The sequence below is a fragment of the Alteromonas sp. W12 genome (assembly GCF_001924945.1).
Lineage (GTDB): Bacteria > Pseudomonadota > Gammaproteobacteria > Enterobacterales > Alteromonadaceae > Alteromonas > Alteromonas macleodii.
In genome coordinates this window covers 38,651-64,219 of the sequence record NZ_LQXH01000010.1, presented here as the reverse complement: position 1 = coordinate 64,219, position 25,569 = coordinate 38,651, and the positions used below count along the sequence as shown (strand labels likewise).

The 25,569-nt window shown below is 45.3% G+C and carries 21 protein-coding genes, 1 tRNA gene and 1 pseudogene; 16 read left to right on the top strand and 7 right to left on the bottom strand.

The window, feature by feature from the left end; translation table 11 throughout:
- Positions 1-45: 45 nt before the first annotated feature.
- On the top strand, positions 46-3,165 hold the full coding sequence (locus AWH61_RS15765) for a beta-galactosidase (RefSeq protein WP_075177591.1): 3,120 nt from the start codon (positions 46-48) through the stop codon (positions 3,163-3,165).
- Between the two features lie 157 nt (positions 3,166-3,322).
- Here the strand turns inward: AWH61_RS15765 and arcA are convergent, their stop codons facing one another.
- The 6 genes from arcA to AWH61_RS15735 form a co-directional block, all read right to left on the bottom strand.
- Entirely contained in the window at positions 3,323-4,030 is a 708-nt protein-coding gene (gene arcA, locus AWH61_RS15760) for a two-component system response regulator ArcA (protein WP_014947922.1), read from the bottom strand.
- 154 nt (positions 4,031-4,184) lie between these two features.
- Positions 4,185-5,831, bottom strand: a complete 1,647-nt coding sequence (locus tag AWH61_RS15755; RefSeq protein WP_039236941.1) for a sensor histidine kinase — start codon at positions 5,829-5,831, stop codon at positions 4,185-4,187.
- A 107-nt stretch (positions 5,832-5,938) separates the two neighbouring features.
- Positions 5,939-7,363 carry a glycogen synthase GlgA gene (gene glgA, locus AWH61_RS15750; RefSeq protein WP_075177590.1) on the bottom strand — a complete coding sequence of 475 codons (1,425 nt, stop codon included), beginning with the start codon at positions 7,361-7,363 and terminating at the stop codon, positions 5,939-5,941.
- A gap of 149 nt (positions 7,364-7,512) precedes the next feature.
- Entirely contained in the window at positions 7,513-8,595 is a 1,083-nt protein-coding gene (locus AWH61_RS15745) for a methyltransferase (protein WP_014947925.1), read from the bottom strand.
- On the bottom strand, positions 8,595-9,314 hold the full coding sequence (gene trmB, locus AWH61_RS15740; RefSeq protein WP_014978023.1) for a tRNA (guanosine(46)-N7)-methyltransferase TrmB: 720 nt from the start codon (positions 9,312-9,314) through the stop codon (positions 8,595-8,597). The genes AWH61_RS15745 and trmB overlap by 1 nt, the downstream gene beginning before the upstream one ends.
- 91 nt (positions 9,315-9,405) lie before the next feature.
- Positions 9,406-10,110: an alpha/beta fold hydrolase gene (locus tag AWH61_RS15735; protein WP_075177589.1), complete on the bottom strand. Its 705-nt coding sequence runs from the start codon at positions 10,108-10,110 to the stop codon at positions 9,406-9,408.
- A gap of 113 nt (positions 10,111-10,223) precedes the next feature.
- Between AWH61_RS15735 and mutY the strand changes: the two genes are divergently transcribed.
- The 4 genes from mutY to AWH61_RS15715 all read left to right on the top strand — a co-directional run bounded on the left by mutY (position 10,224) and on the right by AWH61_RS15715 (position 12,695).
- On the top strand, positions 10,224-11,291 hold the full coding sequence (gene mutY, locus AWH61_RS15730; protein WP_075177588.1) for an A/G-specific adenine glycosylase: 1,068 nt from the start codon (positions 10,224-10,226) through the stop codon (positions 11,289-11,291).
- A 59-nt stretch (positions 11,292-11,350) separates the two neighbouring features.
- Positions 11,351-11,623, top strand: coding sequence for an oxidative damage protection protein (locus AWH61_RS15725; protein WP_014947929.1), 273 nt, complete (start codon positions 11,351-11,353; stop codon positions 11,621-11,623).
- A gap of 151 nt (positions 11,624-11,774) precedes the next feature.
- Positions 11,775-11,850 (top strand) — tRNA-Phe (locus AWH61_RS15720).
- A 389-nt stretch (positions 11,851-12,239) separates the two neighbouring features.
- The gene (locus AWH61_RS15715; protein WP_249922669.1) at positions 12,240-12,695 is read left to right on the top strand and encodes a hypothetical protein; all 456 of its coding nucleotides are present in this window, start codon (positions 12,240-12,242) and stop codon (positions 12,693-12,695) included.
- A 180-nt stretch (positions 12,696-12,875) separates the two neighbouring features.
- Here the strand turns inward: AWH61_RS15715 and AWH61_RS15710 are convergent, their stop codons facing one another.
- Positions 12,876-13,589, bottom strand: coding sequence for an HAD family hydrolase (locus AWH61_RS15710; protein ID WP_249922668.1), 714 nt, complete (start codon positions 13,587-13,589; stop codon positions 12,876-12,878).
- A gap of 636 nt (positions 13,590-14,225) precedes the next feature.
- Between AWH61_RS15710 and AWH61_RS20315 the strand changes: the two genes are divergently transcribed.
- The 11 genes and pseudogenes from AWH61_RS20315 (at position 14,226) to AWH61_RS15660 (ending at position 25,537) form a co-directional block, all read left to right on the top strand.
- Positions 14,226-15,188, top strand: a complete 963-nt coding sequence (locus AWH61_RS20315; RefSeq protein ID WP_429929613.1) for a methyl-accepting chemotaxis protein — start codon at positions 14,226-14,228, stop codon at positions 15,186-15,188.
- A 56-nt stretch (positions 15,189-15,244) separates the two neighbouring features.
- A complete protein-coding gene (locus AWH61_RS15700) occupies positions 15,245-15,610 on the top strand; it encodes a response regulator (protein ID WP_014947933.1) in 366 nt (121 codons plus the stop codon).
- Between the two features lie 37 nt (positions 15,611-15,647).
- Positions 15,648-17,741, top strand: a complete 2,094-nt coding sequence (locus AWH61_RS15695) for a chemotaxis protein CheA (protein WP_075177584.1) — start codon at positions 15,648-15,650, stop codon at positions 17,739-17,741.
- A complete protein-coding gene (locus AWH61_RS15690) occupies positions 17,738-18,241 on the top strand; it encodes a chemotaxis protein CheW (RefSeq protein ID WP_014947935.1) in 504 nt (167 codons plus the stop codon). Before AWH61_RS15695 ends, AWH61_RS15690 begins: the two co-directional genes overlap by 4 nt.
- A 51-nt stretch (positions 18,242-18,292) precedes the next feature.
- Positions 18,293-19,048 (top strand): annotated as a pseudogene (locus AWH61_RS20370) (PAS domain-containing protein); the annotation flags it as partial.
- On the top strand, positions 19,022-21,193 hold the full coding sequence (locus AWH61_RS20310) for a methyl-accepting chemotaxis protein (RefSeq protein WP_502686374.1): 2,172 nt from the start codon (positions 19,022-19,024) through the stop codon (positions 21,191-21,193). The pseudogene AWH61_RS20370 and the gene AWH61_RS20310, both read left to right, overlap by 27 nt.
- A gap of 3 nt (positions 21,194-21,196) precedes the next feature.
- Positions 21,197-22,027, top strand: a complete 831-nt coding sequence (locus AWH61_RS15680) for a CheR family methyltransferase (RefSeq protein WP_039234773.1) — start codon at positions 21,197-21,199, stop codon at positions 22,025-22,027.
- Positions 22,028-22,041: 14 nt separating this feature from the next.
- Positions 22,042-22,671 (top strand): chemoreceptor glutamine deamidase CheD, encoded by a 630-nt coding sequence (gene cheD, locus AWH61_RS15675; protein WP_061439163.1) that lies wholly within the window; start codon positions 22,042-22,044, stop codon positions 22,669-22,671.
- On the top strand, positions 22,646-23,692 hold the full coding sequence (locus AWH61_RS15670; RefSeq protein ID WP_014947939.1) for a protein-glutamate methylesterase/protein-glutamine glutaminase: 1,047 nt from the start codon (positions 22,646-22,648) through the stop codon (positions 23,690-23,692). The genes cheD and AWH61_RS15670 overlap by 26 nt, the downstream gene beginning before the upstream one ends.
- A 201-nt stretch (positions 23,693-23,893) precedes the next feature.
- Positions 23,894-25,105, top strand: coding sequence for a methyl-accepting chemotaxis protein (locus tag AWH61_RS15665; protein WP_075177582.1), 1,212 nt, complete (start codon positions 23,894-23,896; stop codon positions 25,103-25,105).
- A gap of 66 nt (positions 25,106-25,171) precedes the next feature.
- A complete protein-coding gene (locus AWH61_RS15660; RefSeq protein ID WP_014947941.1) occupies positions 25,172-25,537 on the top strand; it encodes a response regulator in 366 nt (121 codons plus the stop codon).
- Positions 25,538-25,569: the final 32 nt, after the last annotated feature.

The following is a 25,569-nucleotide window of genomic DNA, read 5'->3' as shown; positions in this document are numbered from 1 at the left end:
GAAAGTTAGCTATATTGCGCTTAACGAAAAAGTAAAGGATATGACATGCTTAATGTTGCGCAAGTAGTGGCTCAAAACGATTGGCAAAACCCGGTTGTATTTCAGAGGAATCGCATCAATGCCCACAGTCCACATCACGGATATAAAACGCTAAAAGACGCATTGCACAATACCAATGCGCAAAAGCGTAGTTTAAACGGTCAGTGGGATTTCCGTTTATTTGAGGCACCAGCAAACGTACCTGAAAGCCTGCTTTCTAAAACATTAAGTGATGATGAATCTGCTAATTGGCAGCCTATTGCGGTACCTTCTAATTGGCAGCTGCAAGGTCACGACAAACCGATTTACTGTAACGTGAAATATCCCTTCGCGGTGAACCCTCCTGTGGTTCCTAGCGAGAATCCAACGGGTTGCTACCGAACAACGTTCAACGTTACCAAGGATGAGTTAAAACAGCGCAATCATATCGTCTTTGAAGGGGTAAATAGCGCGTTTCACTTATGGTGCAACGGCGAGTACGTAGGCTATTCCCAAGACAGTCGACTACCGGCTGAATTCGATTTGTCTGGCTACTTGGTCGAAGGTGAAAACCGACTAGCGGTAATGGTGATCCGATGGTCAGACGGCAGCTACTTAGAAGATCAGGACATGTGGTGGCTTAGCGGTATCTTCCGCGACGTAAATCTTGTCACCAAACCTCAGCATCACATTCAGGATGTGTTTGTTACGCCAAGCCTTGACGCATGCTATCGCGACGCAGTAGTAACCGTACGTACCGCCATCAATGCGCCTTCTACTTACAAAGTGGGTATCCAGCTTTTTGATGGCGATAACGCTGTTACCGAGCAAGTCATTACCGGCACTAAAAATAAGCGTATTGATGAAAAGGGCGGTTGGGATGATGTAGTTTTTCAAACGCTTCATGTGAATGAACCTAAACACTGGACTGCTGAAACACCGAATCTGTACCGCATCGTAGTCTCGCTTATTGATGAGAATGGCAATGCCGTTGATGTTGAGGCCTATAACGTTGGCTTTAGAAACATTGAAATGAAAAACGGCCAGTTACTGGTAAATGGTAAAGCCGTGCTAATTCGTGGGGTTAACCGTCACGAACACCATCAAACGAAAGGGCATGCCATTAATGAAGATGACATGCTTGAAGACATTAAGTTGTTAAAGCAAAACAATTTCAATGCCGTACGTACCGCTCATTATCCAAATCACCCTCGTTGGTATGAGCTTTGTGACGAATACGGGCTTTATGTGGTGGATGAAGCTAACATCGAAACCCACGGTATGTTCCCAATGGGAAGGCTTTCTCGCGACCCGCTCTGGGCCGGCGCCTACATGGCGCGCTTTACGCAAATGGTCGAGCGAGACAAAAACCACCCCAGCATCATTATTTGGTCGTTAGGGAATGAGTCTGGTCACGGCCCTACCCACGATGCAATGTATGGCTGGGCAAAGTCATTTGACCCATCGCGCCCTGTACAGTACGAAGGCGGCGGCGCTGATACTTCGGCTACCGACATTATTGCGCCAATGTACGCACGGGTTGATACCGACATTAAAGACGATGCAGTGCCTAAGTGGGCCATTAAAAAATGGTTGTCGATGCCGGGGGAAAACCGCCCCGTTATTCTATGCGAATATGCGCATGCTATGGGTAATAGCTTGGGTAGCTTTGATGAATACTGGAAAGCGTTTAAGGCTTATCCTCGCCTTCAAGGTGGCTTTATTTGGGACTGGGTTGATCAAGGGTTAGTAAAGCACACTAATAGCGGCGAAGCATACTGGGCTTACGGCGGAGACTTCGGCGATACTGAAAACGACAGACAATTCTGTATAAACGGTCTGTTATTTCCAGACAGAACGCCACATCCGCACTTATTAGAAGCTAAATATTGTCAGCAGCACTTAAGCTTTTCGTTGGTTGAGAAAGACAACAAGTTTGAGCTTACAGCAAGCAGCGATTACTTATTTAGACGCACAGACAACGAGTTGTTACGTTGGCAAGTGCTAGAAAATGGACAACCGATTGCTGAGGCGAAGGGCGAATGCGAAATCGACATTGCCCCGCAACAAACACAAACGCTCAGTCTTAGCCCAGATATTACGTTTAAAGCAGGCGCTGACTACCATTTAAATATTGACGTAGTATTAGCAAAAGATAGCCCGTGGGCTAATGCAGGGCATGTCATGGACACCGCCCAGTTAGCGCTAGTCAACAAGCGTGGAATAGTATCGTTTTCTCTTAATGATAACGACATAACAAGCGGCATTAGTGAGCTATCAATTGAAGCTCAGGATGGGATGTTGCTGGTACATGCGCAAAATAACGTATTTAGCTTTAATAGTGAGAGCGGGCTATTAACCTCGTGGCTTCAAGGCGCGGAGGAAACACTTAGCGCGCCGCTAGAAGATAACTTTTTCAGAGCGCCGCTAGATAACGACATTGGGGTAAGCGAAGTTGATAATCCCGACCCTAATGCGTGGGAGTCTCGCTGGCGTCGTGCTGGAATTGGCAAGTGGACACGCACTTGCACGGGCGTAAACGTTGAGCAGGGCGCGCAAGACGTGCGTATAACATCGTTATTTGACTATCACCATTCAGAAAAGCTGGTAGCGGCAACAAAGTGGGTTTACACCATAAATGCACAGGCCAAACTATCGGTAGATGTTGAAGTGCTTTTGGATGACGGTTTACCGCCTATGCCGCGAATTGGTATACAAACGGCAGTGCCTGTAGCCAATAAGCCAACGTCGATTACCTGGCAAGGACTAGGGCCATTTGAGAACTATCCTGACAGAAAAGCGGCAGCGCGTTATGGTCGCTACACCTTACCTATAAAAGAGATGCAAACGTGCTACATATTCCCAACGGACAACGGCTTGCGCTGTGGCTGTACGCAACTTGAAGTTAGTGGCCTGAAAGCAAAAGGACAGTTCTTCTTTAACGTGAGCGAATATGGGCAAGCACAGCTAGACGAGGCAAAACACACCTGTGATTTAACACCTCAAGATTGTGTGTTTGTGTACATAGATCATGCCCACATGGGCGTAGGCGGCGATGATTCATGGAGCCCAAGTACACATAAAGCATTCTTGTTGGAAGAGAAGCAATACCGCTACTCAGTTTGCTTTAGCGCTGCTGACAGCTAGTCCTCAGTGTGAAGTCGATCATTTATCACTCGATATCTCAAGTGACGATTCGCGGCATAGCTTAGTTATGCCGTCATTGGGATAAAGTGTTTACATATAAAAAAGCCGCTACACAGTAGCGGCTTTTCATTAATTCAAAACTCGTTCAGGCAACGTCTTAGCCGTCAACCTGACCACAGAAACGGTAACCTTCACCGTGAATGGTTACAATCAATTCTTCATCTGAAGGATCTGATTCGAAGTGCTTACGAATACGACGAATCGTTACGTCAACCGTACGGTCATTCGGACGAAGTTCACGCCCCGTCATTTCCATGATTAGCTGCTCACGGGTAAGGATCTTACCTGGATTGCTTAGGAAAAGGTGAAGAGCGCGGAATTCACTGCGTGGTAGACGGAATTCTTTCCCGCTAGGCGAAATCAATGAACGGCTATCACCGTCAAGCGTCCAACCGTTGAAGCTTACACGGCTTGGTAAATCGTCGTCTTCTGAAGAGTTTGTAGTACGAGACAGTAAGTTGCGCGCGCGAATAGTCAATTCACGAGGGTTGAATGGCTTAGTCAGATAATCGTCTGCGCCAATTTCAAGACCTAGAATACGGTCAACGTCGTTATCACGACCCGTTAGGAAGATAAGCCCAACGTTTTTACGGTCACGTACTTCACGTGCCAAAATAAGGCCATTTTTACCCGGTAGGTTAATGTCCATGATAACCAAATTGATAGCGTGATTCTCGAAGAAATCATGCATTTGATCACCGTTCTCGGCCTCAAACACATTATACCCTTCCGCTTCAAACAAACTCTTAAGCGTGGTACGGGTTACCACCTCATCTTCAACAATTAACACATTTGGCGTCTGCATGGTGTTCTACACTCTTTCTAAAATACGATTTAAGCAACTAACTGGTTAAATTTTAATATTCATGTACTTGATTGCAAGCAACTTGTGAATATTCTTACTGTTAAGGTATTGGGGTTAGCCAATAAAAATCAAGAAAAGTTCATACTTTATACAACTATTCTGACGTTTTCGCATTAACAACGGGGAAGATAATTACAAATTCTACGCCGTTGCCTTCCTCACTGGTAATCGATATTGAACCATTAAGGGCTTGCGTTACTAAGTTGTATACCAAGTGCATTCCCAATCCGGAACCACCTTGCCCACGCTTCGTGGTGACAAAGGGGTCAAATATCCGTTTGCGAATTTCTGGGGAAATGCCTTTTCCGTTATCGGTATAAACAAGCTTGAGCTTATTGCTACTCACCATTTCGGCACGAATATCAATTGTGCCTTCATCCATGGTTTCAAACCCATGAATAACCGAATTCATGATTAAATTAATCAAGATTTGATTTATTGGGCCAGCCTTCGTTTCAACGCTAAGGGTAGGGTCGCAATCTACGTTGATGTTGTGTTTTAATTTTTTGAGTCGAGGCTGCAATGACAATAGTATCTCATTAACTAGCTGTACAACGCAAAAACTTCGACTAGATTCTGAGGTTTGATCTACAGCAACCTGCTTAAAACTGCTAATAAGTTCGGCAGCTCTGTTCAAATTGCGGTAAATAATGTTGAGGTTTTCGTTACTTTCATCCAAAAAGCGTTTCATTGCACTGGCTTTCAGCGTTTTATTTTCAAAGTCTTTTTGAATAACCGCTAACCTGTCTAACATCATTGTCGACGCAGTAACGCCTAAACCTATCGGAGTATTTACCTCGTGCGCAACGCCCGCAACCATATCACCGAGCGAGGCCATTTTTTCATTCTGTACAATTTGACGCTGAAACTGATGTAGCTTTTCTAACGTTTGAATAAGTTCCTGGTTTGCATCCTTAAGGGCGGTGGTTCGGTGACTTACCATATCTTCTAAGCTGGCATTGAGCTTTCTATGTTGCTCCTCCGCCTGTCGTTGCTTTTGCATGTACTCTTGCATGCGAAACAGCATCACATTCACGGCGTCAGCCAAGATATCGAGTTCTCTAATAGTGGAGCCGCTGGCACGGGCTGAATAATCACGTTGTCGTGAAGTACGCTGCAAGAAGTTAGCAATGTCTTCAACGGGGCCAGTTACAATACGTTGCATACGCACTGCAAAGTAAAAGCTAATAGCCAAAAGCGCCAAGGCTACTGCCAAATTAAGCCAAATCGACTTTCCAACAAGCTGGTTAAAATTCTCTGAGGAAATTCGTAAATATATCCAGCCCAACTGAATGTTCGTCTCAGTGTCGAAGACTTTTGCACTTAATTCAAGGTATTGCCCATTGTCGGCCAACTGAGGTGTCATAAACATGGACGCCAGTTGATTTTCCTTGCCTCCTAGCAATAACTGGCCTTCCTTGTTATAAGAGGCGAAAATCTGGGGCTCTAAGTTACCGCTTTGCGCTTTGTAAACGTGGGCATTTAATACATGGTCGGCGGCAGCAAGGTTACTTAGGGCAAGTTCAATGCGCTCTGGCGTTTCGTCATAAAGATACATAGCTGAACTGCTTGCGACCAACTTGGCCAACATGAGTGCGTTAGACTCAAGTTCATGACGGTAGGTTTTAATTTGCGTGTAGACGGCAAGACTGGATAACACTGCAAGCGAAAACGTAGTAATTGACATTACCACCCAAATGAAAAGGCTTTTAATCGTAAGCTTGACTACTTTATCCGTCATATCCGTTTTGCGTATTGTCCATTCGCGTCTTCCATATATTCATAGTGGCGCAAAAATGCGCAAAAAGGAAGACGCCCATAAACAATAATTAATGTACGCAAAGCCCTTTAGTTGAGGGTTGAAACGTATAGTTGCTGGTAATTCTTCGCCGCTGCTTCCCATGTGAATCGCGTTCGCATTCCACGTTGCTGCATCGCCCTGAATTTTCCGGCATCTTCGTAGAACGCCAGCAGAGCTCGACGAATGCAAGATAGCAGTGCATATGGAGTAGGATCATCAAACACAAAACCCGTACCTTCGCTATCGTTGCTGTAATCGATAACCGTGTCTTTGAGTCCGCCTACCGAACGTACGATGGGGATGGTTCCATAAGCTAAGCTGTACATCTGGTTCAATCCGCACGGCTCAAACTGAGAAGGCATTAGGAAGAAATCAGCGCCGGCTTCTACCAAATGGGCATGTTCGGAACTAAACCCATTTATAAACGCGAATTGGTCAGGGTGTTGTTGAGCGAATTCGCCAAGGTCCATACACACTTTAGGGTCGCCCGTGCCCACAATTACCATTTGAACATTGTGCTTAATTAAATCGTCCAAAATGGGCAGTATGTAGCCAAAGCCTTTTTGTTCAGTCAGCCGGCACACCATTCCAATAAGCGGTACGTTGCCATTCTCAGGTAATCCCGACTTCTCCTGTAATGCTCGTTTACATGCGGTCTTTGGATGAAGATTCTCTACACTGTAATTCTCAGGTAGGAATGTATCTGTCTCGGGGTTCCACTGCGTGTAGTCACATCCGTTAAGAATACCGCTTAAGTCGGCTTGACGATTTACAAGCCGCTCGTGCAGGCCATGACTACCTAGGTCAGTAAGTAACTCGCTCGCATAGTTAGGGCTTACGGTTGTCACTTTCGTGGCAAACTCAATTCCGCTTTGCAGCATATTGATGTAACCGCCGTGCACTTGCGCCAGAATGTTTGGATGATGGCGAAGAAAGGGAATGCTCTCAAGCTTATGCACGCCTTGAAAAGCCGCGTTATGAATAGTGAATATGGTTTTAGTACCGTCAAAGTACCCAGATTTGTCGTGGGTAAGTAAAAACGGCAGCATGGCCGCATGCCAGTCGTGACAGTGAATAATGTCAGGCTTTTTATCAATAGCTTTTAGCGTTTGAAGTACGGCGCCACTGAAAAAGCTAAAGCGCTCACCATTGTCTTCATAGGCTTCAAATGCGTTGGCGTATAGCCCGTCACGCATAAAGTATTCAGGCGAGTCTACAAAGTAAATAGGAATACCGTGCCATTGCATGTAGCGAATATCAAAATGGTACACCTGACCTTCAGTAAACAGGGTTTGTTGCTCGGTTACAGTTGGTAGGTTCAACTGTTCAGCCAGTACTTGGTAATAAGGCATAACAATGGTGATGCTTTCGCCCAAGGTATCTAGCGCGAGTGGGAGTGCTTTTCCAACGTCTGCAAGGCCGCCGGTTTTTACCAATTCTTCAACTTCTGAAATAGCAAATACAATATTCACAGGTGATCCCCCAGAGCGTAACGTGCAGTGCACTTGTAATGCTTAAATATAGTGTACGGAAAAAGCGCCATATGCCATTGCGTGGAGTATGCAATGGCATGAGCAACAGGTAGAAAAGCTAAATTAGCACAAGCTAATGGTTTTTTTAATTACAAAGCCGCTTGATAAACAGAAAATTGCGACGTTTGTGCTGTGGTATAGACCGTTTGGAAGTGCTCAGCGAGTAAACCTGGGTAGGGTAAGAATCGGTTTGCCACCATCTGCATAGTGCCGCCACGACTTAAGCTTGCTTTAGCGTCAGAGATAAAGCGCTTAGTGATGGTGTAGTCAGTTTTAATGCCAGTATGAAATGGCGGGTTGGTGACAATATGCTGTACTTTTTGGGTAAAACCGTGCAATCCATCCGCAGCATATAGTGTTGCTGATAATCCGTTGTCTGCTAGGGTGAGTGCACTACAATAAACTGCAAGTGCGCTAACATCAGTAAGATGAAGCTTCAAATGCGGATACTTAAGCATTATATAACTGGCAATCACGCCAGCGCCGCATGCGAAATCCAGAATTTCACCACTCAGTGATGTTGAGAGTTTTTCTAGTAAAAGCTCAGTTCCCGCATCCAGTTCTTTGTAGCTGAATACGCCAGGCATAGAGGCCACTTGCCAAGCTGTGCCCTCAACGTGATAAGTATTCATATCAAGCCATGCATCCGGTTCAAAGGCAAGGTGTGGCTCTTCAACTAAAACGGTAATAAGACTGCAGTGGCGAGCAGAATCAACCTTTTGGGTTGGTCCGTATTGGTCCATCAACTTAGCAGCACTCTTTATACCGCCCTTATTTTCACCCACCACGTGAATACGACCATTTTGGCCCACCATGCTGGCTGCCATTCGCAATAGCATCTGAAAATGTGTTTTTGCTTTGGGTAAGAAAATCATCACGTCAGTGTGAGATTTCTCTAGTGCAACGAAAGGCGTAAATATATGAGTATGATTTCCGACTTTTTGCGTCACCTCAAAACCTGTGCGCGTAATATCTCGGCTATCAAACGATACCGAGGGTACGACTCTTACGCACTCTGAAAAAATATCGAAATATTGGTGAATTACCGTGACTTCTTGCGATTTAAGACCGTCCAGAAAATACGCATCAGAAGGGTTGATAAATGCCCACTGACCTTCGTCGAAAAGCGCGATATTACGTTCTAACAGTTGGCTTTGAGGAGATAAAATCATTACTTAGTACGCTCGAAAATTAGATCCCAAACGCCATGACCTAATTTTTGGCCACGGGTTTCAAACTTGGTAATTGGGCGGTAGTCTGGACGAGGTACATAGTCGCCGTCAGTTGCAGTATTGGTGTAACCGTCGGCATTGATCATAACGTCTAACATGTGCTCAGCATATTGCTCCCAATCCGTCGCCATATGAAAACAACCGCCAATAGCTAATTTGGTGCGAACCAGCTCAACAAATTCAGGCTGAACAATACGGCGTTTGTGGTGACGCTTCTTGTGCCAAGGGTCTGGGAAGAATAGTTGTAGGCGAGACAACGAACCGTCTGGGATCATATTTTTAAGCACTTCTACTGCATCATGGTCCATTACACGCAAGTTCTCGACGCCTTGTTCGCTTGCTTCAGCTAAGCATGCGCCAACGCCTGGACGGTGAACTTCAATGCCGATAAAGTCTTTCTCAGGTGCGTTTGCGGCCATTTCAACCAATGACTTGCCCATACCAAAGCCAATTTCTACAACAACAGGCGCACTTCGGCCAAAAATTTCTGACAGCGATAACGGTGCTTCAGCGTAGTCAATGCCCTTGGTTGGCCAGTGATCTTCTAGCGCTTTTTCTTGTGCTTTAGTAAGTCTACCTTCGCGTTTCACGAAGCTTTTTACCTTGCTTACGTATACTCCAGCGGCTTCTGCTTCCGCCTGACTTTTGAATTGCCTCATTTGCAATGCCTTTCTTACCCAATTTTATGGTGGCGCATTATCCACTTACCCACGGCTTATGCAACGCTATCGTGGCAAAAATGCTGTAATTTTATACGCCAATTTGTTTCGCAATAATAGACGCTACGGCGTCAGTTTTCTCAAGTACTACCATATGCCCGGCGTCACTAATGGTGTGGAACGTCGCTTTGGGTAGTACATTTTTTAGCTGCTTAATTGTTTCTGCTGGTGCAATGGCGTCTTGCTGGGCAGTAATAAACGTTATTGGCGCATTGATCTTTGCTAGCGCTTTAACGGTACTTTCTCGTGGTGTGGTTGCTAGCGTGTGGTTGAGTAACGTTGTTTTACCTAAATCCTGCGCCATCGATTTTACAACGCCAGCCACGTTTTCATCCGCTAAGCGGGAAGGGTGGATAAATCGCGAAAGATAAGCGTCGTTGTCGGGCTTAAAGTTACCTTGCTTAAGCATAGTAGTAAGCTGCTTACGCTTTGCAATTTCTTCTTTTGATAACCCTTCTGGGTTGTAACCGATTAAGGTTAGCGAAGCAATATTGGCAGGATTGCGCTGTGCTACTAATGCAGCTATAAACCCGCCCATCGAATAACCCACAAGGTGCACTTTTTCGTTATCAAGAATACGATCTTCACTTAATGCCAGCATTTCTTCTAGCGATGCTGCCCATTGAAGCGGTACATAACGACGTTGTGCAATATTTAGTTCGCGCCAAAGCGGTAGAAATACGCGCTCGTCACAGAGCGTACCGGGAAAAAATAAAAAAGGGTGCTGCACAGACACGTGTGCTCCTTAACAATAAACTGGCTAGTTACATGCTACCATAGCGCGCTTTTTAATGAATGGTCGCTAAGTAGAAAACGACCAAGCGGTAGTAACTGCCCATACAGACGATTATGACAGAACAACAATATACAGGTAGCTTTGCAGAGCGAGCACTCGCATGGTTTGATAAACACGGGCGAAAACATTTGCCTTGGCAACAAGACGTTACGCCATATAAGGTGTGGGTGTCGGAAATAATGCTGCAGCAAACTCAAGTCACCACGGTAATTCCCTACTTTAAACGCTTTATGGCGTCTTTTCCCACCGTGCACGACTTGGCTAAGGCTTCTCAAGACGATGTGCTTCATCATTGGACCGGGCTTGGCTACTACGCAAGAGCAAGAAATCTTCACAAAGCTGCGAATACGCTGGTAGAAAAATACAACGGCGAGTTTCCCTATAGTCTAGAAGAAGTCATGGATTTGCCCGGCATAGGGCGCTCTACCGCTGGGGCGATACTTTCGCTATCTCGCAATATGCGCTTTCCTATATTAGATGGCAACGTGAAGCGTGTGTTGGCCCGATACTATGCAATAGGCGGGTGGCCGGGACAGAAAAAGGTAGAGAATCAGCTTTGGGAAGTGGCCGAGAAAAACACGCCTACCAATTCAGAAGGCGGACGTTGCGCCAACTATACGCAGGTGATGATGGACTTGGGCGCGATGATCTGTACGCGAAGCAAGCCAAAGTGTGATGAGTGCCCGCTTCAAGCCAACTGTATTGCCTACGCCCAAGGCGCGCAAGCCGACTACCCGGGTAAGAAGCCGAAAAAAGCGCTACCGGAGAAATCCACCTATATGATGGTGGCACAGTTTAACAGCCAAGTGTATTTAGAGCAGCGTCCCTCAACAGGGCTGTGGGGTGGCCTATATGGTTTTATTGAGGTGTCTTCAATAGAAGAGGGGATTGAGCAGTTGGCCAAGCGAGGTATCAGTGTCGACGAAACCCGAACGCTTGAGGGGTTCCGTCATACCTTTAGCCATTTTCATTTAGATATCACCCCGGTGGTGGCCGTGGTAAACTCTGCTCCATCAAAGCGCGTAGCCGAAACGGCATTTCGTTGGTTTTCGTTGAACGAGCCTATTGAAGTTGGTTTGGCGGCACCTACAACCAAGATTATTCAGCAGTTAATGCGTTAGGCGTTCTAAGCCCAACGCAATATTTTTTGCTAAGCAGATAGCGAACGAAAGGAAATAACATGGCAAGAACGGTATTTTGTCGCAAGCTTCAAAAAGAAGCTGACGGCTTAGATTTCCAACTTTACCCGGGGGAGCTGGGTAAGCGTATTTTCGACAACATTTCTAAAGAAGCATGGGCCGAATGGCAGAAAAAGCAAACCATGCTAATTAACGAACACAAGTTGAATATGATGGAGCCGAATGCCCGTAAGTTTTTAGAAGAAAAAATGTCGGCATACTTGTTTGACGACGTAGAGCCTACGATTGAAGGCTACGTTCCGCCTGAAAAATAAGCAAAAAAGCGTTTTTTGAGCAAACAATGCGCAAACAGTAATAAAAGCGCAAAAAAAGCGAGAAAAACGGTTGACTTGTGAAGGCGAAAACCGTTTAATACGCACCCACAGCAGGACAGGCAGTAAACGCCTAGAACGCTAACAAGTTTCAGCCTCGATAGCTCAGTTGGTAGAGCAGCGGATTGAAAATCCGCGTGTCCCTGGTTCGATCCCGGGTCGAGGCACCATCATTGAAGCCCTTGCAGAAATGCGAGGGCTTTTTTGATCTCGGCCAACCAGTTCCGAATTTTCAACCAAATCCGGTTTTTCCAAAAACTATTCTGACAAAAGTTCTTTCTCTAGTGCTTTAACCATCCAGTTATGCCAAATTCTGCGTTAATACATACGAAAGGGTACTTAATTTAGCGAGCGGTGCACTTATTGACTTTTAATCTAAGTAACTTGATGCACTTAATCGTCGAGGTTTGATTTAATGCGTCTTGCGTTTGGAGTCTTGTATGAGTTATGACTAAACTTTCGTTATAGATTTTCACAATTTAAATTAAAAGGGAGTTTTATTAAAATGTTTAAGTATATTCATAATTTTCTATTATCGACTAAAAGCCATCGAGTACGTGTGAAGTCGCCAATTGTATTTAAATTAGGTGCTTATGTAACATTCTTCGTGGTTTCATCTATTGTATTTTCCGGTTCTACCTTAGCAAAAACGGTTTGTAGTACTGAAGTAGTAGAGGAAAAAGGCAACCCTACTCTCAGTTCTGAACTGATTGATGCAATGTATGAAGCAATTAGCACTAACACTTTCGACCTTAACGAACCTTATACTTTGATAAGTAAGAAACATTTCTGTTCGGGTGTAGGTAAGTCTAATAAAGGAACCGAAAGTGCTTTCGAAACCTTTAACAGTGTCCCAAATCCTGATCCAGTACAGAAAGAAGGTGATAAACAAACAGTCAAACAGACTAGAGCTGATGGAACCAGGGAGTGGACTTATACTTATTTGAATAGAGTTTGGGTATTGACTGGATACAAATACACACCTTTGCCTGATGCTGATAGTTTGGATCCGTAATTGACCGGCCTCAAATAAATGGATTCACGATATAGATGAATTTGGGCATGATAATGTCCCCTAGTGGTGCTTATCGATGAAATCGAAATGAACAGATAGTTTCCACTAATAAGCAGCATGAAGCGGGGCTGAAAGGCCAATTAACACCTCAAGTCATTGATGATGACGAACACACAAGCGCTAAGACATCTGTACCAAACTTAAAAACTCTTGAAGCGAAGACACATGGAATTGTGCCTTTGGTGACTTTTTAACGCCCGGTCGAAGTATCTGAACCGTTTTCATACCTAAACTATTACCCGCACTAATTTCTGACTCCTCACTGTCTCCAATAACCCATACCTCACTCGGAGCTGTATTATATTTTTTGGCTATGATGTCGAAGTAGAATGCTTTGCCTTTTCTAGGCGGGTTACCTGGGTCATCGTAGTAAATGTCTTCAAAAGCATCTTCAACGCCCAATTGGCGAATTTTCGAATGTTGAAATTTTTGGAATCCAGAAGTTACAAGTAGCTTCACCCCTTCAAACGCATTAACTAAATGAGTGTCTTCATAGCCTTCAATAGGGTGCGCAATACTCAACTGCGAAAAGTAAGCATAACTCGCAGATTTTGAATGCTCAGAGAACTTATATTTTTCAACAATATAGTCCAAAGGTTTACGCCAAAAATCCAGACGCATTTCTTGTCTCATAGAGGGAGTTAAATCGTTACTCTTATCTGACTCGATGACATCGAATAGAGGTAGCAATATGTCTTCACCTACACTATTGCCCGGAGCTAAGCAGTTGTCGAAATCAAAAATAATTAATGGCATGTATGGATAAATTACTAGGGAGTGGTGTGCACCATAGTCGCACATGAATATTTCGATTTCAGAAAGAGCAACCTGCATAGTCGCGCACTTGTCGCATAGTGGAATTACGCCAAATACTCTGAAAACAAGCCTGATAAGAACTAGTTTGCGCTTTTTAGGCGCAGTTAAAGCCAAAAAACGCTTTTTTAATAAAAAACTTATGCATGTTCTTGCCTACTTTTCAAAATGGGTACTACGCTTACTTCATAAGTAAAAACGCAGCGAAATATAACGTTGTTACTTTTTAAAAGAGGTAACGCGCCATTGCTCTGTGTTTTAAAGAGATAGTTTTTGGCTTAACACCTGTGATTTTAAGCGGAGTGAGAAACTTCGAACTGTTAATAATGATAGGAAGCTAGCTGCTTCGTTCAACTGCCTTTGTCTAAAAGAAGCAACCGGCAGTTGAATGTTCAGGGTGAAACTAAGCCGCGCGTAATTCTCAAGGAGAGTTTTTTGTCAGCTAACAACACATCTTCAAATCAGCAGAGCGCAGTAAACACCATATTTGCTATTTCAGGTATTGGAGTTATCGCTTCGTGGGTGCTCTACTTTTCAGTATCGGCGTTAGCCGCTCTCGCTGTGCTAACCGGCGCAGTGGTGATTTGTGCCCTTATTCACTCAAAAAGTAACAGCGAGAGCGACGAGATATACCCGACAGAGAATAGTGCTGCGGATATGGCGGCAAGCAGAAATGCTGATATTGAAAAAGCCAGTGAGGGGTTAAGTGTTTCACTTGGCACTTGTGACGCCAATTTATCGGACATCAAATCAACGCAGGATGACGCAGTAGAAACTTTGTCTCACGCCTTTAGCAGTTTGAAATCACTAGTTTCTCAACAAATTGAGTGTATTGAAGATCTGCTAAGTGTGGACGAAGCGCATACGCAGTCTTACTCCGACCGAATGCGCAATTTCGCCCGCGAAACCGATGGAACACTAACGCAATTCATTGATTCTACAGAACAGATGTCGTCGTCGACAAAGCACCTAATGGAGCAAGTGCAAACCATTCAACAGGCCATGCCTACGGTAATTGAAGCACTGAGTGGTATTGATGACATCGCTGCACAAACTAATTTACTTGCTTTGAATGCGGCTATAGAGGCGGCGCGAGCAGGTGAGGCTGGTCGTGGTTTCGCTGTTGTTGCTGATGAAGTCAGGGCGCTCTCAACTCGCTCCACTCAGTTTAGTGATGTGATTAAAACCCAGGTCGAGAACATAAGAAGTCTGGTAGATAAGCTTACAGACACTGCTGAATTTGTAGCGTCTCAGGATATTTCTCAGGTGGTTAATGCTAAATCACATATCAGTGAGCAGTTGTCTGAGATTATCAAGAAAGCGGAGGCTGACCTTGTAACCACTAAACAGATTGAAGACATTGGCTCTCAGCTTGACGAGTCGATAAATGCGGCCATTCGGGGTATGCAGTTTGGCGATATCAACGGCCAACACATTCAGTATACCCAAGATATGATCAAGTTCATTTTAGAGCAGTTGGCGACGTTAGACGCTAACAATATCGAGCGTTTCGTCAGTGCATTAAACGAGTACCAAAAAGGACTCGCTGCGAAAGGGAAAAATGACCACAACCCAGTTTCTGCAACATCTATGGATGCTGGGGAAGTCGAATTGTTCTAGCTAAGCAAGGAACAGGAAGCACAGTCAGTAATGACCTACTTTGGAGAAGTGAGCATATGAGCAAACACATTCTAGTTGTTGACGATTCAGTATCCATTCGTCAGATGGTAGAAATGACCCTAAAAGGTGCGGGCTATACCGTTACGACAGCCCAAGACGGGCAAGATGCGTTAGATAAATGCAAAAGTCAGCAATTTAATTTTGTTTTAACCGATCAGAATATGCCACGAATGGATGGCCTTACGCTTATAAAAAATTTGCGCGGTTTGGGGACTTACAGCAGAACGCCTGTTGTTATGCTTACTACAGAAGCAGGCGACGATATGAAAGCAAAAGGTAAAGCCGCTGGCGCCACAGGCTGGATGGTAAAGCCTTTCGATCCAAACAAGCTTCTTGATGTAACGAAGCGCGTGCTGGGCTAAATCGCCCACCCACTCCTAAAATCTGGAAGGATTCGGAATGAGCATCGATATAGAACAGTTTCATGGCGTGTTTTTCGACGAGAGCGATGAGCATCTCGACGATATGGAACAGCTATTGATGAGTTTAGATGTTGAATCCCCTGATCCTGAAGAGCTAAATAGCATTTTTCGCGCTGCCCATTCGATTAAAGGTGGCAGCGGTATTTTCGGTTTTGATGCGTTGATGAATTTAACGCATGTGATGGAAAACTTGTTAGATAAAGCCCGCAACAATGAGCTTAGTGTTACCGCTGACATTGTAAATGTGCTTTTAGAAACTCTCGATGTTTTAAAAGACACGCTTAACGCCTACCGGGATGAGACCCCCGTACCAGAAGACAGTATTGCCGAGCGCATTAAAATTCTAAATGGCGTAATCAACGGTCAATCTACAGACGCAGCCCCAGGCGATGGTGACGATTCTTCAGAAGTAAGCGTGAATGCGCAAAACGAAAGCGCTCAGGACGACAGCTTTGGTTTCTTTGACGATGAGCCTAATAGTGCTATTGAAGCCGCTGACGACAGTTTTGGTTTTTTCGACGAGGAATCAGTTAACGAAGCGCTCTCTCACGACGACAACACTAAAAGTGAGAATAATGACGATGACGGCTTTGGCTTCTTCGATGATGAAATATCGAATAATACAGTCGACGCACAAACTGAAACGACTAAAGCCGAAACAGCTGAAGTAGAGCAGGGTTTTGGTTTTTTTGAAGACGCACCGTCAGCTACCAATATCAATACTTCCCTAGAAATTGCGAGTAGTAATAACGCGCAAAGCGCCAGTACTCAATTAAATATAGCAACAACATCTAACAATGATAAAGCGCCAACTACTGGCGTTGTCCCCACGACAACACAAGCCAAAACGCCACCAAAACCGCCAGCGAAAAAGAGCACCGCCCGTGAATCGGCCTCTATTCGTGTAGACACCACTAAAATTGATGCCATGGTTAACTTAGTCGGAGAGCTGGTTATCACCCAGTCAATGCTGTCTATGATAGGGCAAGACGTTGAAGGGCAAGTTGGCGAGCGGCTGCAGCTAGCCATTGATGAGTTGCAGCGAAACACCCGGGAAATTCAAGAATCAGTGATGTCTATGCGCATGCTCCCGCTAACCGCAACCTTTAATCGTTTTCCGCGTTTAGTAAGAGATTTGGCTGGTAAGTTAGGTAAGCAGGTAGAACTGGTACTCCAGGGAGGCAGCACGGAAATTGATAAAAGTTTAATTGAAAAGATTGTCGACCCCCTTACCCATCTCGTTCGCAACAGCATCGATCACGGCATAGAAATGCCCGACAAACGCGTCGCTGCTGGCAAGCCAGAAAAAGGCACGGTTATTCTAAGTGCCGAGCAGAAAGGCGGTAGCATTATTATCAGCATTATTGATGATGGCGGCGGTCTTCACCGCGACAAAATTCTCGATAAAGCGCGAAGTAACGGGCTCACCGTATCTGATGACATGCCTGATTCAGAAGTATGGCAGCTTATATTCCAACCTGGGTTTTCAACTGCCGAAGCCATTACCGATGTATCGGGAAGAGGGGTAGGTATGGATGTGGTGCGCCGCAATATCGAATCGATTGGCGGTCGTATCGATATCGAGTCTAGCGCCGGTGAAGGTTCAGCGTTTTTCATTCACCTGCCGCTTACGCTAGCCATAGTTGATGGCATGTGTGTGTCGGTGGGTAAGCAAATCTTCGTGATCCCACTTTTAAATATTATTGAATCCTTCCAGCCTACTAAGCAGCAGCTGAAGACCTTGGGCAACGACACCGTTCTCTATATACGAGATCAATACTGGCCTTTGGTGCCCCTCTACGACTTCATGGAAGTAGAGGATGCCGCGCTTTCTCCCACAGAAGGCATTGTGGTGTTGCTTGAAAGCAGTAAAAAACGCTTTGGTGTTTTGGTTGATGCACTCGTCGGTCAGCAGCAGGTGGTGATTAAAAGCTTAGAAGAGCATTACCGTAAGGTGGCTGGAATAGCGGGGGCAACCATTATGGGCGACGGAAAAGTCGCACTTATTATCGATGCAGACTCCATTGCTACAACGTATACCTCCAGTCAAATAGAGGAGTTACTTTCATGAGTGAAACTGCCTTGCATCAAGCGGTTACCGGCGGACAGGACAAAGAATATTTAAGTTTTGTGCTTGGCGATGAGCATTACGCCTTGGACATCACCACAGTAAAAGAAATTAGAGGGTACGAACAAGTCACTAAGATTGCGAATGCGCCAGCCTTCATAAAAGGCGTGATTAATTTGCGTGGTGACATCGTTCCTATCGTGGACTTGCGCATTAAGTTTAACGTAGGCGAGGCCACATATAACGACTTCACAATAGTGATAATGCTGAATATTCAAGAGCGTATTGTTGGCATCGTGGTAGATGGTGTATCCGATGTTATTCGCTTGTCTGAAGAACAAGTACTTCCGCCACCAGAGTTTGGCGTAGCTTTTGACAGCAGGTATCTACACGGTTTAGCTGATGTAGATGAAAACATGGTCATTCTGGTGAACATAGAAAGCTTAATAACCAGCGAAGAGCTGGGTTTAGTCGCACCTGAGAGCGTAAAAGACGACGCGTAGTTACAAGGTCCTTCACTAAACGGAAACACCTGACATTGGGAAATATTAGTTATGGGCGTATTTAATTTTCTGAACGGCGAAGAGTTAAAAATAGCGAAGCACGACTCGCTATTGAAGTCGAATATTCTAAAGGCCAGTGCCTCAAACTTGTTGGTTATCGACAAGTCGGGGGTTATTCACTACCACACTCCCGCATTCCTGCGAATGACAAAGGCCTACCCTAAGGACTTTACTGTTCACGATGGCGAGTCTTCACTATCAGGAAAGCACATAGACGACATTGCAAATGGGGCAAGCGCTTCAGAAAACCTGTCCTATTTACTTACCCATACTTCCGGCGATAAGCACCTCGTTTCTCTTGCTGAGCACGGCTTTTGTGTAAGTGCATCTACAATAACGATAGACGAGAATGGCACTCAGCTTTATGTCACCGAGTGGCAGGACAACACTGAAAATAAACGCAATAAAGGTATGGTCGATGCCATTATGCGAAGCCAGGCGGTGATATCGTTTACGACAGATGGCGAAATCTTGTCGGCCAACGATAACTTTTTATCCGCAATGGGTTATAGCGAAAGTGAGGTGGTGGGAAAGCACCATCGCATTTTTGTCGACAGTGATTACGCTCAAAGCGATGAATATCAGCAGTTTTGGAAAAAACTAAAAAGCGGCGACGTACACAGCGGTGAGTTTTGCAGAATAAACAAGCAAGGCGAAGAGGTGTGGATCCAAGCGACCTACAATCCAGTATTTGATGACAGCGGTGACGTAGATTACATCATCAAGTTTGCCTCTGATATTACAGCGCAAAAACAAAAAAATGCTGACTACGAAGGGCAGATTACGGCCATTAATAAATCACAGGCCGTTATTGAGTTCGATCTAGAAGGTAATATTCTTAACGCCAACGAAAACTTCCTCGCCGCAATGGGTTACAGCCTTTCTGAAATTAAAGGGCAGCATCACAGCATGTTTGTTGACCCAAGCTATAAGTTAAGCGCTGAATATGCTGCTTTTTGGCAAAGCTTAAAAGCCGGAGAGCACAGTGAGGGTGAATATAAACGCATTGCAAAAGGTGGCAGGGAAATATGGATCCGCGCATCGTACAACCCCATTTTCGACAGCTCGGGTAAGCCATTTAAAGTCGTTAAATTTGCCACCGATGTAACGCAAGACAAGTTAAAAAATGCGTATTTCGAAGGACAAATTAACGCTATCAGTAAATCTCAGGCTGTGATCGAGTTTGATGTCGACGGCACTATCATTACTGCTAACGACAACTTCCTTAACACCATGGGCTACCGACTAGACGAAATCAAAGGTAAACATCACCAACTATTTGTGGATGAAGAAACCAGACAGTCAGAGTCGTACCAGCGTTTTTGGTCTGAACTTAAAGAAGGTAATTTCTTCTCAGGAGAATTTAAGCGCGTAAGCAAAGCAGGAAAAGCCGTTTGGATCCAAGCTTCTTACAACCCTATAGAAGACATGAATGGCAACCCGTTTAGGGTGGTCAAATACGCGACTAACATTACCGAAGAGAAGTTGAAAAACGCCTACTTTGAAGGCCAATTAAATGCCATTAGTAAGTCACAGGCCGTCATTGAGTTTGACCTTGAGGGGGTAATTTTAAACGCAAACAGCAACTTCTTAGCCGCGATGGGATATACCCTAGATGAAGTGAAAGGAAAGCATCACAGTATTTTTGTGGAGCCTGCTTTCAAAAACAGCCCTGAATACGCAGCATTCTGGGAGCAATTGCGCCAAGGCGTTTATGCTAGCGGAGAATACAAGCGTTTCAACAAGTCAGGAAAACCAGTTTACATTCAAGCCTCTTACAACCCAATCCTAGACCAAAACGGCACGCCGTTTAGAGTCGTGAAATATGCCACGGACGTGACAGGAAGAACCTTAGCGGTAGAAAGTATTAAGTCTATTATGGCAAGTCTGACAGACGGTGATTTACTGAAAACGATAGAAGAGCCATTAGAAGGTGACTTTAAGGTGCTTGGCGAATCTATTAATCACTTTATTGGTGAACTGCGCGACACCATAGTGAAAATTCACACCGCTGTGGAAACCATCGATACGGCTTCAAATGAAATCGCCACCGGCAACGCCGATTTGTCTAGTCGTACCGAGCAGCAAGCGTCTAGCTTAGAAGAAACAGCGTCAGCCATGGAAGAGTTAACGGGCACAGTGAAGCTGAACGCAGAGAATGCCGATCAAGCAAAAGGCTTGGCAAGCCAGGCATCAGAAGTAGCATCAGAGGGCGGAAAGGTCATTGAACAAGTAGTGCATACCATGGGTGAAATTAACGACTCTGCCCAGCGTATATCTGACATCATCGGCGTTATTGATGGCATTGCTTTCCAAACTAACATACTCGCACTGAACGCAGCAGTTGAAGCTGCAAGAGCGGGCGAGCAAGGTCGCGGGTTTGCCGTTGTTGCCTCTGAGGTGAGAACGCTAGCGCAGCGCTCTGCCGAGGCGGCAAAAGACATAAAGGCACTAATTTCTGCGTCGGTCGATAAAATTGGTGATGGCAACGTGTTGGTGAATAAGTCTGGGGAAACCATGGCCAACATCGTCACTGCAATTAAACGCGTTAACGACATTATGTCTGAAATTGCAGCGGCATCGTCTGAGCAAGCCACCGGAATACAGGAAGTGAGCAATGCGGTGGTGCAAATGGACGAAATGACTCAGCAAAATGCTGCGTTAGTTGAACAAGCAGCAGCGGCTGCAGACAGTATGAGACAGCAATCGGGTGAACTAGCCCAACGGGTGTCTGTGTTCAAAGTGGGAAGTAGTCGCAAGCCCACTCAGAATGCTGACATTCAGTCGCTAAACGGCAGCAAAGCATTACCTAAAGAGCGTGAAGTGCCCAAGCAGCGAATGAAAGCGCTGAACCCAGCGGCACCAGATGCGTCAGATTGGGAGGCGTTTTAGTGTATGACCGCTCTACAAAGCACGGATGCGCAAAGGGAATTTCCATATAGCCGAAGAGATTTTGAACGGGTTAAAAGCCTGCTGTTTAAACAAGCCGGAATTAACTTAGCTGATTCAAAAGATGCGATGGTTTACAGCCGCCTTGCCAGGCGGCTGCGTGCACTAGAGATACACAGCTTTAAAGAGTACTTAGCGTATGTAGGAAGCTGTAAAGATGAAATGGAACACTTCATTAATGCGCTCACCACTAACCTCACGGCATTTTTCAGAGAGCCACATCACTTTGACGCACTTGCCAATTACCTGACAAAGCGACCTCAAACCAAGCGTATTTGGTGTGCCGCAAGCAGCACTGGCGAAGAGCCTTATAGTATTGCAATGACAGTGGCGTCGGTGTTTGGCACCTTTACTCCCAATGTACAAATACTTGCCACTGATATCGACAGTAAAGTACTGCAAAAGGCTCGGGAAGGAGTGTATGCCCAAAACAGTATCAGTCAGCTGTCTTACGATTATAAAACGCAATTTTTCTATAGGGGAAAAGGCGCACAAACCGGAAGAGTAAGAGTAGTGGATGAGCTGAGAAAAATGGTGCAGTTCGAACCACTAAATTTGATGTCGCCAAACTGGTGTGTAGATGCGCCAGTGGACGTGATTTTTTGCCGTAACGTCATGATTTATTTCGATCGACCCACGCAGCGCAAAATTTTAGCGCGAATGGTTAAAATGATGTGCAATGACGGGATGTATGTCGCAGGGCACTCTGAGAACTTCACGATGTATCCTGAACTGGTCGCTCCCATGGGGAAAACCATTTATCGGCCAGTCGTTTAAAAGGAATTTGCAGTATGAGTCAGGATGAAAATCCCATTCGATACTTTGATAACCGCCTTCAAAAAGAAGCCGTTAAACTTTTGCCGGGTCAGTACTATGCCACTGCTTCAGACAAAGCGCTGGTAACCATTCTTGGTTCTTGCGTTGCAGCGTGTATTTTCGATCAAGAAAAGAAGATTGGCGGTATGAATCACTTTATGTTGCCGGACCTCAACTTCACCACCAATCTCGACGCTTGCCTAGCCACAAAGTACGGTGTACACGCCATGAACATGCTAATCGATCAGCTTGTACACCTTGGCGCACGGCGAAATAAGTTGATGGCTAAAGCATTCGGAGGAGGAAAGGTGCTTCCTGGGTTTGTGCAGCAAGACATTGGACGAGTCAACGCTGAATTTGTCTTGGAGTATTTGGATGACGCGCACATACCGTTAATAAGTAGTGATTTAATGTCTACTTATGCTCGCAAAATTTATTACTTTCCTGCCGACGGTAATGTTTATATGAAGCGTATTCGCGAATTTAACAATGCTACCCTTTACGAGCGCGAATCTACCCACCGGGTTCTACTTTCTGAACAAGCTAAGACGGGTGTAATCTCATTTTCGGAACAGTCACATGCCTATAAAAGTCCTCGTAGTTGATGACTCTGCGTTAATCCGCCAAATTCTTTCAGAAATAGTAACCCGTGATCCAGGTTTAACGCTTGTGGGTGCGGCGCCGGATGCTTATGCGGCGAAGCGAATGGTGCAAGAGTTCAGGCCAGACGTTATTACTCTGGACATTGAAATGCCGAAGGTGGACGGGTTACGTTTTTTAGAAGTAATGATGAAGGCGATGCCGACCCCAGTTGTGATGATATCTACGCTGACTGAAAGAGGTGCCGACGCAACACTGCGTGCGCTCGAACTAGGCGCTGTGGATTTTATGGCAAAGCCAAAGCTCGGCGTAGCGCAAGGTATGGCTGAATACGCGGCGGTTATTGTTGAAAAGATAAAAGCAGCAGCGCATTCGAGGTTAGGCCAACCAACGCAAACACGCTGCACAAAACATGCTTCTATGCGCTACACAGGAACCGAAAAGTTAATTGGTATAGGCGCATCAACTGGGGGAACTGAAGCAATAAAAGACGTTATTATGCATTTTCCCCGCAATGCACCGGCCACCATTATTTCCCAACACATGCCTCCAGGGTTCACAACCACCTACGCCAAGCGGCTCGATAGCCTTTGTGAAATAACCGTGAGAGAAGCGCACGGAGGGGAGCGTTTATTGCCTGGATTTGCGTACTTGGCACCAGGTAATAAACATTTAAAAGTAGAGCGTAGCGGCGCTGACTATCGTTTAACCCTTGATGATGGGCCCAAGGTATCGGGACACAAGCCCTCCGTTGATGTGATGTTTGACTCGCTGGCTGAGCATGCTGGCGCAAACGCGGTGGGTGTGCTGCTTACAGGCATGGGACGGGATGGAGCAAAAGGCCTTAAGAGTATGCACACAAAAGGCTCTGTTACGTTTTGTCAGGATGAAAAAACCTGCGTTGTTTACGGTATGCCTAAAGTGGCTGTAGAAATGAAAGCCGCGAGTTTTATCAAGCCGTTAGAAGATATCTCAGATGCAATTCTAGATACGCTAGAAGCATTGGGCGCGGGCTCGCGCCTTTAATCTTAATGCAATGCCCACAGTGCTGAACTATTGAAGCTTTTTAGTCTAGCGCAATGCTGATGATTGGGTGTCACAAATGTCACCAAAGTAATAAGTTAACAAAAATATTCAAAAGTATAATTGTTGAAGCTGGAAACTTGACCATAATTTGATTGTGTTTTGCACATCCGTTAACGCGGTAGTAACAATTGAGGTGGGATTGTGGTCGCCATTGCAGCAAATTATCTGGATAACTTTTTCTCTAATAAGAGCAACGCGTTTATTATCGCGTTTCTTATGATGTTGGCGAGTTGGAGTCTGGCTTTCACCTCGATAGCGCACTTGGGGCTTGCTATCAGCTCTGTTTGCGTTTTATTTTTGCTTTTCGTACTTCTCAAAGTGACAAAGGGTAATCAGGACTCTGCAGCCAATAGCACAAGCACGCCATCACAAGATTTTTCATATCCAAACACAAACTCGTTAGCCAATGACTCTATGGGTGTTGCTGTATCTGAAGCAAGCAGCATATTGACGATCACCTCATCAAATCTGGCCGACATATTTTCTACACAAAACGATGCTGTCGCTACCTTGAGCGATTCCTTTATTTCGCTACAAACCCTTCTAGGCCAACAAGAAACTAGCATCAATAATCTGCTGACAGATGATGATGACAGCGACTGTGCCTATGCCGATAAAATGCGGACATTTGCTTCTGATACTGACATCACACTAACGCAATTCATCGCCTCAACAACTGAAATGACCGAGTCTACAAGGGCCTTAGAAACCCAAGTACAAACCATTCAGCAGGCCATGCCTACTGTCATTGAGGCGTTAAGTGGTATTGATGATATTTCTTCTCAGACCAATCTTTTGGCGCTAAACGCTGCCATTGAAGCAGCGCGAGCAGGTGAAGCTGGACGCGGTTTTGCAGTTGTTGCCGATGAGGTCCGTGCGCTATCTACCCGTTCTACACAGTTTAGCGACGTTATAAAAACGCAAATAGAAAACATCAAATCGCTCATCGATAAACTAACGGAAACTGCAGAAGTGGTTGCTTCTCAGGACATTTCTCACGTGGTCAAAGCAAAAGACGCCATTAGCGAGCAGCTAAAAGGCATTATCAAAAAAGCTGAAGCCGACATACAGGGCGCAAGTGAGCTTGAAGCTATTCGCCAACAACTAGCAGACTCAACTGCTGCCGCTATTCGCGGCTTACAATTTGGCGATATAAACGGTCAAAACCTTACCTACACCCGCGAGATTATTGATTTCATTGTGTTGCAGCTTTCAGAACTAAGCCCTGAGTCTGCGACAAAAGTGAAAGACAACCTAGCTAACTACCAGGTTTCGTTGACGGAAAAAGGGCAAGCAGATCACAACCCTGTTTCGTCAACGTCAATGGACGCAGGTGACGTAGAACTTTTTTAACAGCAAGAATAAACAGTTACACAACGATGTGTGATTAACCCTGACATTTTTATAGGTGATTGAGTTATGAGCAAAAGCATACTGATTGTGGACGACTCTGTGTCCATCCGCCAGATGGTAGAAATGACCCTTAAGTCAGCGAACTACAACGTTACTACTGCACAAGACGGCCAAGATGCGTTGGACAAATGCCAAGGCGCGCGTTTCGACTTCGTGCTTACCGATCAAAACATGCCTCGCATGGACGGATTAACGCTTATCAAATCGCTCAGAGGTTTAGCGAACTTTAAGTCGACGCCAATTGTCATGCTGACCACTGAAGCCGGTGATGACATGAAAGCCAAAGGCAAAGCCGCGGGAGCAACCGGATGGATGGTGAAACCTTTCGACCCCAATAAGCTGCTCGATGTGATGAAGCGCGTTCTAGGTTAACAGAGTCGGTTTGAATAGGGTAAATGGGAGTC

Bases quoted from the DNA above. Each gene is read 5' to 3' on its own strand.
- AWH61_RS15660 (WP_014947941.1), top strand. From the start codon at position 25,172: ATGAGCAAAAGCATACTGATTGTGGACGACTCTGTGTCCATCCGCCAG.
- trmB (WP_014978023.1), bottom strand. From the start codon at position 9,314: ATGAGGCAATTCAAAAGTCAGGCGGAAGCAGAAGCCGCTGGAGTATAC.
- AWH61_RS15755 (WP_039236941.1), bottom strand. From the start codon at position 5,831: ATGACGGATAAAGTAGTCAAGCTTACGATTAAAAGCCTTTTCATTTGG.
- mutY (WP_075177588.1), top strand. From the start codon at position 10,224: ATGACAGAACAACAATATACAGGTAGCTTTGCAGAGCGAGCACTCGCA.
- AWH61_RS15680 (WP_039234773.1), top strand. From the start codon at position 21,197: ATGACCGCTCTACAAAGCACGGATGCGCAAAGGGAATTTCCATATAGC.
- AWH61_RS15765 (WP_075177591.1), top strand. From the start codon at position 46: ATGCTTAATGTTGCGCAAGTAGTGGCTCAAAACGATTGGCAAAACCCG.
- AWH61_RS15670 (WP_014947939.1), top strand. From the start codon at position 22,646: ATGCCTATAAAAGTCCTCGTAGTTGATGACTCTGCGTTAATCCGCCAA.
- AWH61_RS15690 (WP_014947935.1), top strand. From the start codon at position 17,738: ATGAGTGAAACTGCCTTGCATCAAGCGGTTACCGGCGGACAGGACAAA.
- AWH61_RS15725 (WP_014947929.1), top strand. From the start codon at position 11,351: ATGGCAAGAACGGTATTTTGTCGCAAGCTTCAAAAAGAAGCTGACGGC.
- AWH61_RS15745 (WP_014947925.1), bottom strand. From the start codon at position 8,595: ATGATTTTATCTCCTCAAAGCCAACTGTTAGAACGTAATATCGCGCTT.
- cheD (WP_061439163.1), top strand. From the start codon at position 22,042: ATGAGTCAGGATGAAAATCCCATTCGATACTTTGATAACCGCCTTCAA.
- AWH61_RS15695 (WP_075177584.1), top strand. From the start codon at position 15,648: ATGAGCATCGATATAGAACAGTTTCATGGCGTGTTTTTCGACGAGAGC.
- arcA (WP_014947922.1), bottom strand. From the start codon at position 4,030: ATGCAGACGCCAAATGTGTTAATTGTTGAAGATGAGGTGGTAACCCGT.
- AWH61_RS15710 (WP_249922668.1), bottom strand. From the start codon at position 13,589: ATGCAGGTTGCTCTTTCTGAAATCGAAATATTCATGTGCGACTATGGT.
- AWH61_RS20315 (WP_429929613.1), top strand. From the start codon at position 14,226: ATGGCGGCAAGCAGAAATGCTGATATTGAAAAAGCCAGTGAGGGGTTA.
- AWH61_RS15700 (WP_014947933.1), top strand. From the start codon at position 15,245: ATGAGCAAACACATTCTAGTTGTTGACGATTCAGTATCCATTCGTCAG.